The following is an 11,126-nucleotide window of genomic DNA, read 5'->3' on the forward strand; positions in this document are numbered from 1 at the left end:
GCTACGCGACCCCCATCGCCATGCTCTGCTCCACCGCCGCGACGAAGCTCCTGAAGGCGGAGACCACGCGCCCGTCGACGCCCAGCAGGTCGCCGTCGAGGTAGAGGTTGTAAACGTTGCCGCCGCCCGCGACACCGCTGGTGCCGTAGGCGGTCGATCCGTATGCTCCGCCGCCGATAACGCTCACACCGAACACGGCGGCCTTCTCGACGTTGCGCACCGCCGACCTCATGGACTTCACCGGCTCGTCCGCCGTGTCGTCAATGCCAAGGGCCGCGCCCTCCATGACGTAGCCGAAAATCTTGCGGAACACGCGCGAGGGCGAGTGGATGCCGAGCAGGTTCTTGGCCGCGTCGATTGCGCCGCCCACCACGCCGGTAATCTTGCTCACGACCACGCCCGCCGCGCCGCTGATTCCGTTTGCGATGCCCTGCACGATCTGCGAGCCGATGGAGACCACGCGGCCCGGGATGGAGGACAGGGCGCCCATGATGGAACTGCCGATACTCGAGGCCGCCGAGGTCACGAAGCCGACCGCGCCGCGGATGGCGGAGCCCAGGCTGCTGATTCCGTTGCGGCCGATGCTCGCCAGGGTGGACGGCAGGTTCTGTATTGCGCCGCGGATGGCGGACACGATGTTGGAGCCGCACGTGCTCACGAAGCCGGCCATGCCGGTGATGCCGTTGCCCAGGAACGTGATGGCGTTCCTGCCTAGGCTCAGCCAGTCGAGCGCCGACCAAGCCGAGACGAAAGCCGAGAAGATGGCCGGGATGTTGGCGATGAGCGTCGGTATCGCCTGCACGATGCCAAGTGCCAGCGTCACGATTGCCTGGATGCCGGCACCGAGCAGTATCGGCGCGTTGTCGTTGATCGCGCTGGCGAGGTTCTGCACGATGACCGGGGCCTGCTCGATGATGGTCGGCAGGCTGTCGGCGATACCCTGTGCCAAGCCGACGATGAGGTTCGCCGCGCCCTCTGCCAGAACGCCCGCGTTCTCGGCTATGGACTCGGAGAGGCCGGTGAGAATCTGCAGGCCGCTCTCCGTGATGGAGGGCAGGTTCTCGGACAGGTAGCCGCCGAGCGATGTCATGAGCGACGCCGCCGTCTCGGAGAGGAACGACAGCCCCATCTCGATTCCCTCGGCGAGCCTGGGAACGACCTCGCCGCCCACGTCGGCGAAGCCATCGGCGATGCCGGGCAGCGATGAGGTGATGTTCTCCTGCAGCGTGGAAAGGTCGCCCTCGAGCAGCGTCAGACCGTAGACCATGGCGAGGTGCAGAGACTCGAGCGGGTTGTCACCAGCCGACCAGATCTCGCGCAGGCCCTTGAAGCGCTCGCCGATCTCGTCCACGCCGTCCGACACGGCGGAGAGGATGTCGCCCATGGGCCCGGGCACGGCCTCCGCCGCGCTGTCGAGCGCCTGCGTGAAGATGTCGACGAAGGCCTGCCCCAGCACGGGACCGACCGACGTGACGAGGCTCGGCAGCTGCGACAGCGCCGTGCCGACGATGGTCGCCACGCGCGGGATGACGTTGGAGGCCGCCGTCTCGACCGACTCGACCAGCTCCTCGGTGAGCTTGCCCATGTCGGCGTCGTCCTTGCCAAGCTCGGTGAGCCAGTTCTCCCACGCGGCCTTCATCGTGTTGACGCTGCCCTCGATGGTGGTCGCGGCCTCGCGTGAGGTCGTTCCCGCGATGTTCATCTGCTCCTGCATCGTGTGGATAGCGAGCACGATGTTGTCGAAGGACAGGCTCGACTCGTCAACGGCGGAGTTTACGGCGTGCGCGTCCTTGATCAGGCGCTGCATCTCCTCCTTGGTGCCGCCGTAGCCCAGTTTCAGGTTGTCGAGCATCGTGTATTTTTGCTTCGAGAAGCCCTGGTAGGCGTTGGTGAGCGCCTCCATGTCGGTACCGAACGTGTTGGCGTTGTCGCTCATGTCGACCATCGCCATGTTGGCGTAGTCCACGGCCTTCACCGTGTCGCCGCCGAGGCTCGACACCAGCGCGGCGGAGAAGCCCGTCACCTGCTCCATGTAGGCGTTCGCGCTCTGCCCGCACGTCTTGTAGGCGGCGTCGGCGTTCGCCAGCGCCTTTGCCTGCGCGACCTCGAGCTGTTTCCACTTATCGCCGCACTGCTCGACGGTCTGCCCAGTGAGGGCGGCGTACTCGTCGAGCGACTTGCCCATGTTTCCGAAAATCTTCTGGATACCGCCGACGTTCTGCTCGTACGCGGCGTAGGCCTGCGTGCTCGCCACGCCGATGGCGGCGACGCCCGCCCCCACGGCGGCGACGCCAACGCCTATCGCCTTGGCGGCGGTCGCGCCGGCCTTGCCGAGCGTGCCCACGACCTTCGAGGCCACGCCCTCGGCCTTGCCGCTGGCCTCGTCCTTGAGGCCGACCTTAATCATCAGGTCGAGAAGGTTCACCTAGACCACCTTCAATCCCATCCGCTCGATGATGTCTGCGGCGATCTCGTCGCCGCTGCGCGTGTCCCCCGCCTCGGACCCATCGCCCGCACCGCCGTTGACGATGCTCAGGAACGGCTCCTTGAGCCACTTCCCCTGCGCCATGAGGCGCACCGACTCGCTCAGGTACACGCGGAACGCCTCCCGCTCGTCCCGCTCGCGCCACCGCGCGACCATGTACCTAGAGAAAGGGCGAGCACGCCGTGGCCCGACGTACTCGCCCAGACAGAGCCATATGTGAGATGGGTCCTCGGCGGCTATCCAAAAAAAGGAGCCAGGACGTCCTTGATGCCGTCGATGCCGTCGATGGCATCCTTGATGTCGTTCACCCACTTCTTGACGGTGAACTCGGCCTTGTACTCCTCGAGCGTCTGGCCGTCGAGTGCGGCGAGCAGCTTGTAGCTGATCTCGCCACCCTGGCGCAGCACGTCGGGCAGAAGACCCACCACCATGTCCACGGCGAGGCCGTTGACCTCGGCGGTGGCGGCTGCCTTCGCGGCCTCGGGGTCGCCCTTCGCCTTGGCGGTCGCCTTGGCTTTGGCCTTGGCGGAATCGGTGCGGAACTTGGCGTAGGCCGCCTTGGCCTTCGCGCCGAGTTCGCCGTTCATGACGTCCTCGGCAACGTCCGCCAGCAGGCACATGGCGTTCTGGAACTCGTCGGCGTTAAGGTTCTCCAGTTTCATGGTTAGGCTCCAATCTCCTGTTTGATATACAGCTCGTAGGGCACGATCTCGGGGTTCTTGATTGAGTAGTGGCCCGTGAACTCGAACGCGAACTGGCCCTTGGCCTTGTTCTGCGTCGTGATCTGCAGGCCGCCCGTGTTGAGCGCGTTGATGAGGCGGATGGCGATATAGCCGTTGCCGTTCTCGCCCGAGTAGTCGCCGATGAGCCAGATGTCGGCGAAGTCCTCCTCCGAGAGCGCGGAGCGCGGGACGATCTTCCCCTCGGTCTCGTCGGCTGCGGCTGCGAGCTTCTTGCCGAGCGCGGTGTTCAGCGTCACGAAGGTGCCGCTCAGCTTGGCCTCGATGCTGTCGATGCGCTTCAGCTCCATCGTGTTGGCGGGGCAGTTGTCGATGTCCTCGCCATAGTCGATGAAGCTGGGCGTGGCGGCGAAGCTGGTTCCGCCGCTCGTCGCGCCCATCAGCTCGGACTCCGCGACCTCGGCGGTCTTGGGGTTGAAATTCGTGGCGAGCAGGCCCGCGTTGATGACGATCTCCTTGAACGTGTTCTCGGGGATGCGCGTGAACTTAGACATATGACCTCCTAGTAGCTGGTCATGTACTCAATGGTCAGGTTGATGATTCGGCGCTTCACGGCGTTGTCCTCGTCGGCCATGGCGTTGCAGAACGGCTCGCCCTGCATCACCCACATACCGCCGCCGTCGCACGGCAGCAGCACGCCGGAGAGCCCGAGCGCCCGGGCGACCTCCTCGGCCTTGGCGTTGGGCGCGGCCTCGGACGAGGTCCGGTACCAGAGGTTCACCTCGGAGTTGCACTGCGTGCCGAACGCCGCGGTCGGCAGGTCGTAGGTGATATAGGGCATCTTCGCCTCGCCCGGCACCGCCGAGTCGCGGTACACGGGAAGGCCGAAGCCCTCGAGCCAAGCCTGCAGCGCCTCCGCCTTAGTCGCCATCCGGCACCTCCCACTCCTCCGCGCTGCACTGGCCGAAGCCAAACGACGCGCAGCACGGCGCGGCGCCGTCGTCCGCGTTCGACGTGCAGCGGAATACCTGCCCGTCGAACGCACGCTGGAAGAGGTCGCCGTACCGCAGCGGCTCGGCGGTCGTCACGGTGTAGACGTTCCTCACGCCGTCGTGCTCCGCGATGCGCGAGGCCGTCGAGCTGTCGCGCACGATCGCCGCCGTGAAGCCGTCGCCGACGGCGTGGACGGTCTTGAAGCCGCCCTCACCATCGGGCTCGGTCTTTGTGACGAGCTTCGTGCACGCTACCGCCATGCGCTCGTACAGGCGGCTCACAGCTTTCTCCAAGGATCGAGACGCGCCTTGAACTGCTGCCGCCACGTGATGGGCGAGCCGTCGCCGCCGACGCGCGTGTAGCTGTAGCCGCCGAAGCTCTCGCTCGCGTAGGGGCTGTCCAGCTCCTTGGCGTGCTCGGTCTGCCACGCTGCGATCTCATCAGCGAGGTCGACCACGGCCTGCGGGATGGCGAGCGCCCAGACGGTGCCGACGAACTCCTCGTCCGTCAGGCCGTTGTAGGGCCACGCGTGCAGCCCGTCGTTGAAGGTCGAGCCCGTGATGCGGACGTACTGGCCCTCCTTGAGGCCGAGGGCTGCGGGCGGCACGAGGCGGCCGTCCTCGATGCGGACGCGCCCCGTGCGCTTGTCGGCGACGAACCAGTTGCGCAGCGACAGAAGCACCTGCTCGAGCATCTCTGCGCCTATCGCTTATCGGTGATGACGGCGGCGAGCTCGGGGCTGAGGGTCTTGACGCCGCAGAGCATGTCGATGGAGACGGTGTCGGTCTTGGTCTTCTGGTCGTAGCCCTGCACGACGCGCAGGCCGAAACCGTCGTAGGAGGTGGAGTACGCCTTGGGGGCACCGAGCGGCATCTCGAGCTGGCGGGTCACGAGCGCGAAGGCGTTCTTGTGGAACGCGATGGACGGCGTGTAGTTCGCCGTCTCGGCAGTCGTCTTCTGAACGTTCTGGTCGCAGTAGAAGTCGAGGCCGTACTTGCGGCCAAGCGATGCCTCCTTGAGGGCGGTGCCGTTGTCGCCGACGGCGGAGGCATTGGTGAACGCCTCGGTGTTGAGCAGGTCGGCCTCGGCCTGGGAGCCGTAGACGAAGCGGCGCTCCGTGGAGGGCGCCTTGGCGTCCACGAGGAACTTGCGGGCGGCGATGATGTCTGCCACGGCGATGGCGCCCTTGGTGTGGTCGACGCGGTTCGTGACGTCCTTCTCGAGCGCGAGCAGGTAGCCGTCGATCTTGTCGGCGAAGGCCTGCATCGCGGGGACGAGGAACTGCGCGGAGAAGTCGACGATGCCCATCGTCAGCTCCTTGGACGTGACGGCGAACGTCACGTCGAGCAGCTTGTCCATCTTGACGGGAACCTTGCCCTCCGTGGCGTCCTGCACCTCGACCTCGGTAGTAAACTCCTTGGCCTCGAAGGTGGCGGGCTTGCGGACGGTGATGGTGTCGCCCACGCCAGCGACGAACTCGGAGGAGTAGTCGCGGTGGACGAGGTTGGCCATGACGGCGTTGGTGCGCAGAACGTCCAGCGCCTCGTTGGCGATGATGTTGGGTGTAAGGATGGTGTTCGACATAGAAACCCCTTAGCCTCTCTGCTCCGCCTTGTACTTCATGTACTCGGCGGTGCTCATTTCGTTGATGTCCTTGCCGCCCTCGCCCTTGGGGGCGTGGGCCACGTCGGCGCCCTTGACGGTTGTGGTTGCGATGAAGTCGGCCCAGTCGGCCTTGATGCCCTCGGTGAGCTTGTCCGCGCCCTCGATAGCGCCGTCCTTGACGGTCACGTTCTCGAGGTCGGAGACCTTGAGAACGGTCTCGATGCGCTTGGGGTCGACGCCCGCCGACTTGAGCAGCTCTCGGTACAGGCCGCGCTTCTCGGCTGCGGCTTTCTCGCCCTCGACCTTGGCCTTGAAGTCGTCGAGCTCCTTGCACTTGGCCTTGTACTTTTCCTCGTACTCGCCCGCGCCCTCGCCCTTGGCCTTGAGCGCGTCCAGCTCCTTCTTGTAGCCGTCCGCCTTGCCCGCGGCCTCCTTGAGCTCGTCTCGCTGCGCCTTGAGCGCGTTCACGCTCTCGGCGTGCTCCTCGATGATCTGGTCGATCTTCTCGTCCTCGATGCCCATTGCCTTGAGCATCTTTCGCGTGAGTGCCAACAGAATCTCCCTTGCTTCGGAATGGGCGGGTCCCAGCCTGTTGCCTCGGCAGGGCCCGCGCCGCAATACCTCGCGGCAAGGGTGAGTATCCAAGCGGAGTAACGCGGCCCTACGCGCCACCCCTCAGGTGCTTCTCGAGAATCGCCCGGTACGTGTCGCCGTGACCCGTTGCCGCCTTGCGCAGGAAGTGCTTGCCCTTCATGCGGGAAGTTCCCTCCTCGACGTACGGCGCATACTCGACATTTGTACCGATGAAGCAGTCGTAGCCTTTGAGGAGGTGCGTGACAGAGTTGCGCAACCTGCCCGTGTCGACCGGGCACGTCGCCTTGGCGTAGCCCTCCGCGACGAGGCCTATCTCCTCTAGGCCCGTTTTATAGGCGCGCAGGAGGGCCTTCTCGACCTGCTCGATGTTGTTCTGCCGTATCTCGATGCACTCGGCGGTATCCAGCTTCGCGGCGTTTACGATCTCCTCGGTGATGAGGGTGCCGTGCCGCCCGTGGTCACCGACGCCGCCGACGAGCCCGTAAGCCATCAGTCGAGCACCTCGCAGCCGTAGCCAACGCGGCCGTTGACGTCCGCCTCGATGGCCTCGATGGCCTGCACCGGCAAGCCCTCGCACCCGAGCGTGCAGCCGTCGTCGGGCTCGACATCGTCGCCGCGCTGCGTGCAGATGTAGGTATCCGGGAACGTGAAGCCGAAACCCAGCTTTACGGCGCAGCCGCCGCAGTTCGCACAAGTGAATAGCTCTTTCATGCCTGCCCCAATCTCTCTGCGGGCAGTGTCGCGGCATGGTCACGCGGCATGAAAAAAGCCCCGCCGTGGCGGGGCCTGCTGTGATCTATTGGACTTTTACCTCGTGGGCCTTGTCCATCTCAAGCTCGATAGCCGATGGACTCTCGCCTCTGAGGAAAAATGGAATCGGAAAGAAGTCAATCCTGCCCGTTTCCTTGTCGATGGCATAAGGAGTGTCGCCCGGGGTCATCTTTCCATCGAAGCCGAAACCGACGAACCAATGATATTTGCCCTCGTATGCGCACACTGGGCCGTATCCGTCTACGGCCTCCTCTTCCAGAATCGGCTTTATGGCCTCTTCCAATGTGAGCATGTCAACCTCTTGTCGTCAGGCACTCGTCGATAAGATCGCCAAACTCGGCGTCGTCAACTCGCGCGAACTCCGTCTCCTCGGCCTTGATTATACCAAAATACCAGCTCACGTCCTCATCACCGCTCTGTGGGTCTATGAACTTGATAGCGTTTCCCGTCTTTTCCGCAACGAAAACGTGTCGTCCGCTCTTGCCGCAAAGCGCGTGGTCCCAGGAAACGGAGACCTCGGCCCTCGCGTCCCCGTTTACCGCAAGGAGGAATGACGTTATTTCTTTCTCCGGCTTATCGCCACCACGTTTCCAAGTGGCCCCCGGAAACACCTTTTTGTACGACTCGGCGCGCGCGAAGGGGTCATATGCCGATATTTTCCCCCACTTGTTCATCTTAACCGGCTTCGCAACGACGTCGAGCCCACGCCGTCTCGCCTCATACGCCGGAACGCACCTTTGGCAGTTGTACGAGTACCTGCCGTCTTTGTCCTTCTTTGTCTTAAAGTTCGGGTTGACCTTGGCAAGGTCGGAGCCTGCGGAATGCTCGCCCTTGATCTCCTTGAAAACACGCCGGCCGTTGACAATGGGCGTCGAACCGGGCGCAAGCACCGTGCCGAGCACCTTCTGCTGGTCGCCCGCCGACATCTTCCTGAACCCGCTCGATGGTATGCCGTAGTCCTCGAGCTGGCGCGAGAGCCGCTTTCGCGCCTCGGTCTTGGACACGCCCGCCACGTCCAGCTTGCGCTTGGTTCCAGGCATTTCCATGAACTCTGAGATGGTGCGGTTCGCGGGCTTCGCGCCGTTGACGGCGGGCTTGCCCGCCTTCCATTCCTCGTATGTCATACCCTCGGGCAGGCGGCTGAAACGTTCGCCGTCGAGCACGTCGAGTCCGTCACAGCACGCCACCAGCGTGCAGCGGCAGTTCGCCGTCTCGGCATACGGCGCCTCGGGGTCGCCGGGATAGCGGCACCCGTTGCTGAACTTATCCCCGACCTCGACCTTCTCGCCGTCGAGCTGCCTGTGGCTCGAGCGCGTGCGCAGGTCGAGCGTCGCCACCCATTCCTGCTGCACCTTGATACCGAGCCCCTTGGCCCTCTTGTAGCTGTCGACGCGCCCGGCGTTCTCCGCCGCCGTCGTCGAGGTGCGCGCCAGACGTACCGCAGCCGCGCGATTCGACCCCGTCACGTCCTGCATGCGCTTGGCTATCTTTGGTATCGACTCGCCGAGAAGCACGCCCTGCGTGATCTGGTTGGCGATGAGCCGGCGGTTCCACGCCACGTCCTTGGCGACGTTGACGGACGGCTTGGGCAGGTAGCTGTCGTGGTCGGTGAGCAGCCTCTGAACGGTCGAGGCGTCCTGCAGCGCGTAGGCCGTGTCAACGCCAACGGCGCTCTCGACCTGCCACGTGCCGTAGTTGTAGTTCTCGGCGTAGACCTCGGGCAGCCTGCCCTCGATGGCGGCGGCCGCGACGACGTTCGCGTGCGTCATTGCCTCGGCGCACTGCTTGAGGACGATTCGGTAGCGCCTGCCCGCTGCGATCTTCCCGCTTCGCCAAGACCTGTATTGCGCCTTGGTGATCTCGCCGGCCTCGAGCCGCCCGCGCATCTTCTCGTCGTCGGCCTCGAACTGCGCCAGATAGCGCTTGAGGTTGGCGTAGGCGGTCTTGCCCGCCTCGCCGTACACTCCCGCCACCTCGCGCTCGAACGCCCGAATCTCGGCGTCTGAGAACTCGTGAGCGCTATCCCTTGCCATGCGCCGCCTCCAATCGTCGGCACGCATGGTCGCCCGCGCATAACGGAAAAGGGCCCCGACCGAAGCCGGGGCCCTTCCCTACTCGCCGTCTGTCTCTAGCATCTGGCGCACCTCGTCGCGCCAGCGCTCGGGAACGCTCTCGAGCGTGCGCTTGCCGCTTTTCACGGCGCGGTAGTAGATCTTCGCCAAGTTACTCACCTCCAACGATGTCGCCGAGCTCGAGAAGGGCCGCCTGCGAGTCGGCGACCTGCTGCTGGAGCGATGCGATCTGCTCCTCCATGCTCATGCCGTCCGCCTCGTGTGCCGCCCAGACGGTGTCAAAGTCGGCCTTTGCGCCCTCGACCGTCAGCTCGCCAGTCGGGTCGGTGAAGTGCAGCTCCTCATAGGTGAACACCTTCACCTTGACGGAACCGCCCTCGCCGCCCTGCTCCTCGCGCTCGCCCTCGGCGATGCCGCGGCGCAACCAGACGTCGGTCCCCGCGATCTCGACCGTCTCGGGCCTCTCGTTTGTTCGCTCCGACTTCACAACCATGTTTTTCCTCCTAACCCACGGCCCTCGCCGCGTTGAATATGCACCGCCTACCGTTCATCTGGTGCTCCATGACGGCCGTTTTCAGCCAGCCCCAGTAAGAGCACACGCGCCTCGCCAAACGCTCGGTGCGTCTGCGCCAGTAGCGCGCGAACGCGCGTCGCAGTCGTTTCCAGAGTCTCTTTCGCAGATCGACCCGGCGCCCGCGAGCGCACCAGATGCGATAGCCCGCGAAGTCGATGGGCTCGGCGCCGTTGCGCCTCACCTTCCACGGTTTCAGCGACAATCCTAGCCGCCCCAAAACGCGCGCGGCGATGGCCGCTACCTTCCCGAGCGAGCGCTTTGAGTTGCCGAGAAAATAGCCGTCGTCGGCGTACCACACCTGGCATCCCGCGAGCCTCACGCGCTTGCCGCGCCGCTCCTTCGCCGCCTCCTCGACCGCGTGGTACGCGAACGAGATCACGAACGCCGCCAACCGAAGCGACAGGTAGCTGCCGAGGATAAGGACGCCGTTCATCGTCGACAGCAGCGAATGGAGCAGGTAGAGGACCTGGCTGTTCTTGACGTATCGCGCCACCAGACCCTCCACCACCGCCGTCCGCATCGAGCCGTAGCAGTTGCGGATGTCGACGTGTACGTGGTAGGCGAAGCGGTGAACCTCGCGCCTGAGCTTGCGCATCCCCAGCGCCGCGCCCTTGCCCTTGACGCCGCTCGACACCTGCCAGAAGCCGACCTTGGCGGCAAGGAGCGGCTCGAGCGCCCCAACGCAAAGGTAGTTGCACACCTGCCGCTTGATGCTCTCGACGCTTATCTCGCGCAGCTTGCCGCTGTTCGGGTCGTGCTTCAGATAGGTTCGGATGGGCTCGAACGTCAGTGTCTCAGTCGAGAGCTCTAGCCAGATGCGGTCGACGAACGCCGTCTCGGTGCCGTATTCGTCGGCGACGCGCCAGCCGTTCTCCTTGCCGGAATCGCTTTTCTTCCATCGGTGCAGGGCCTCGACGACGCTTCTGCGCGTGAACTCGAGGCCCTTGCAGTAGGTTTTCATAGATCAAAGCTCTTTCTGTCTGTCATACGAGCGTTCGCCTTGCGGCTACCAGCCCGTGAGCCTTGCGGACATATTTCACTCAAAGGAGTCAGGCTGAGCCGCGTCCCGCCAGAAAGCGGCGGGTGCGGTAGACACGGTGCGAGTAGAGATTTATAGACAGATTGCCGGGAGACGAAGTTCCAAGTGGCCCTACCGGACCTGTTCCTCGAGTTCGCGTAACGAAGACCGGCATTCGAGCCGTTCCTCAGGTTGCCGAGGAACTGAACCAGAAACCAGCGCCGCCCTCACCGTGAATCCCTGTTTGGAGTTAGGAGGGGGCCAGCCCCCTCTCAGGGCTACGCCCTGATTCACCCCCGGCTACGGCCCGTAGCAGAAAGCCGGGAGACGAAGT

At 64.6% G+C, this 11,126-nt stretch carries 16 protein-coding genes; all 16 read right to left on the reverse strand.

Features of this window, described 5'->3' with window-relative positions; translation table 11 throughout:
* Position 1: 1 nt before the first annotated feature.
* On the reverse strand, positions 2-2,425 hold the full coding sequence (locus AAAV21_RS01265; protein ID WP_349106875.1) for a hypothetical protein: 2,424 nt from the start codon (positions 2,423-2,425) through the stop codon (positions 2-4).
* Positions 2,426-2,596 carry a hypothetical protein gene (locus AAAV21_RS01270; protein ID WP_349106877.1) on the reverse strand — a complete coding sequence of 57 codons (171 nt, stop codon included), beginning with the start codon at positions 2,594-2,596 and terminating at the stop codon, positions 2,426-2,428.
* A 125-nt stretch (positions 2,597-2,721) separates the two neighbouring features.
* On the reverse strand, positions 2,722-3,147 hold the full coding sequence (locus AAAV21_RS01275; protein WP_349106879.1) for a hypothetical protein: 426 nt from the start codon (positions 3,145-3,147) through the stop codon (positions 2,722-2,724).
* Between the two features lie 2 nt (positions 3,148-3,149).
* Positions 3,150-3,719, reverse strand: coding sequence for a hypothetical protein (locus AAAV21_RS01280; protein WP_270225844.1), 570 nt, complete (start codon positions 3,717-3,719; stop codon positions 3,150-3,152).
* An 8-nt stretch (positions 3,720-3,727) separates the two neighbouring features.
* Positions 3,728-4,096, reverse strand: a complete 369-nt coding sequence (locus tag AAAV21_RS01285) for a hypothetical protein (RefSeq protein ID WP_349106881.1) — start codon at positions 4,094-4,096, stop codon at positions 3,728-3,730.
* Entirely contained in the window at positions 4,086-4,439 is a 354-nt protein-coding gene (locus AAAV21_RS01290; RefSeq protein WP_349106884.1) for a hypothetical protein, read from the reverse strand. Before AAAV21_RS01290 ends, AAAV21_RS01285 begins: the two co-directional genes overlap by 11 nt.
* Complete coding sequence (locus tag AAAV21_RS01295; protein ID WP_270225849.1) at positions 4,436-4,852, reverse strand: hypothetical protein; 417 nt, start codon at positions 4,850-4,852, stop codon at positions 4,436-4,438. Before AAAV21_RS01295 ends, AAAV21_RS01290 begins: the two co-directional genes overlap by 4 nt.
* A gap of 8 nt (positions 4,853-4,860) precedes the next feature.
* Positions 4,861-5,742, reverse strand: a complete 882-nt coding sequence (locus AAAV21_RS01300) for a P22 phage major capsid protein family protein (RefSeq protein WP_343006739.1) — start codon at positions 5,740-5,742, stop codon at positions 4,861-4,863.
* Between the two features lie 9 nt (positions 5,743-5,751).
* Entirely contained in the window at positions 5,752-6,315 is a 564-nt protein-coding gene (locus AAAV21_RS01305) for a hypothetical protein (RefSeq protein ID WP_349106885.1), read from the reverse strand.
* 109 nt (positions 6,316-6,424) lie between these two features.
* The gene (locus tag AAAV21_RS01310; protein ID WP_006234184.1) at positions 6,425-6,847 is read right to left on the reverse strand and encodes an HK97 gp10 family phage protein; all 423 of its coding nucleotides are present in this window, start codon (positions 6,845-6,847) and stop codon (positions 6,425-6,427) included.
* Positions 6,847-7,068, reverse strand: a complete 222-nt coding sequence (locus tag AAAV21_RS01315) for a hypothetical protein (protein WP_349106888.1) — start codon at positions 7,066-7,068, stop codon at positions 6,847-6,849. The genes AAAV21_RS01310 and AAAV21_RS01315 overlap by 1 nt, the downstream gene beginning before the upstream one ends.
* An 85-nt stretch (positions 7,069-7,153) precedes the next feature.
* Complete coding sequence (locus AAAV21_RS01320; RefSeq protein ID WP_349106890.1) at positions 7,154-7,420, reverse strand: hypothetical protein; 267 nt, start codon at positions 7,418-7,420, stop codon at positions 7,154-7,156.
* A gap of 1 nt (position 7,421) precedes the next feature.
* Positions 7,422-9,161 (reverse strand): phage minor head protein, encoded by a 1,740-nt coding sequence (locus AAAV21_RS01325; RefSeq protein ID WP_349106892.1) that lies wholly within the window; start codon positions 9,159-9,161, stop codon positions 7,422-7,424.
* 78 nt (positions 9,162-9,239) lie between these two features.
* Entirely contained in the window at positions 9,240-9,350 is a 111-nt protein-coding gene (locus AAAV21_RS01330; protein ID WP_349106893.1) for a CD1375 family protein, read from the reverse strand.
* A 1-nt stretch (position 9,351) separates the two neighbouring features.
* Entirely contained in the window at positions 9,352-9,693 is a 342-nt protein-coding gene (locus AAAV21_RS01335) for a hypothetical protein (protein WP_349106895.1), read from the reverse strand.
* 10 nt (positions 9,694-9,703) lie between these two features.
* Positions 9,704-10,735 (reverse strand): hypothetical protein, encoded by a 1,032-nt coding sequence (locus tag AAAV21_RS01340; protein ID WP_349106896.1) that lies wholly within the window; start codon positions 10,733-10,735, stop codon positions 9,704-9,706.
* Between the last annotated feature and the right edge of the window lie 391 nt (positions 10,736-11,126).

Origin of the sequence: Collinsella sp. CLA-AA-H302, from assembly GCF_040093305.1 — a bacterium.
Lineage (GTDB): Bacteria > Actinomycetota > Coriobacteriia > Coriobacteriales > Coriobacteriaceae > Collinsella.

Coding starts and splice junctions, on each gene's coding strand:
- AAAV21_RS01275 (WP_349106879.1), bottom strand. CDS start 3,147: ATGAAACTGGAGAACCTTAACGCCGACGAGTTCCAGAACGCCATGTGC.
- AAAV21_RS01280 (WP_270225844.1), bottom strand. CDS start 3,719: ATGTCTAAGTTCACGCGCATCCCCGAGAACACGTTCAAGGAGATCGTC.
- AAAV21_RS01285 (WP_349106881.1), bottom strand. CDS start 4,096: ATGGCGACTAAGGCGGAGGCGCTGCAGGCTTGGCTCGAGGGCTTCGGC.
- AAAV21_RS01295 (WP_270225849.1), bottom strand. CDS start 4,852: ATGCTCGAGCAGGTGCTTCTGTCGCTGCGCAACTGGTTCGTCGCCGAC.
- AAAV21_RS01300 (WP_343006739.1), bottom strand. CDS start 5,742: ATGTCGAACACCATCCTTACACCCAACATCATCGCCAACGAGGCGCTG.
- AAAV21_RS01310 (WP_006234184.1), bottom strand. CDS start 6,847: ATGGCTTACGGGCTCGTCGGCGGCGTCGGTGACCACGGGCGGCACGGC.
- AAAV21_RS01315 (WP_349106888.1), bottom strand. CDS start 7,068: ATGAAAGAGCTATTCACTTGTGCGAACTGCGGCGGCTGCGCCGTAAAG.
- AAAV21_RS01320 (WP_349106890.1), bottom strand. CDS start 7,420: ATGCTCACATTGGAAGAGGCCATAAAGCCGATTCTGGAAGAGGAGGCC.
- AAAV21_RS01325 (WP_349106892.1), bottom strand. CDS start 9,161: ATGGCAAGGGATAGCGCTCACGAGTTCTCAGACGCCGAGATTCGGGCG.
- AAAV21_RS01335 (WP_349106895.1), bottom strand. CDS start 9,693: ATGGTTGTGAAGTCGGAGCGAACAAACGAGAGGCCCGAGACGGTCGAG.
- AAAV21_RS01340 (WP_349106896.1), bottom strand. CDS start 10,735: ATGAAAACCTACTGCAAGGGCCTCGAGTTCACGCGCAGAAGCGTCGTC.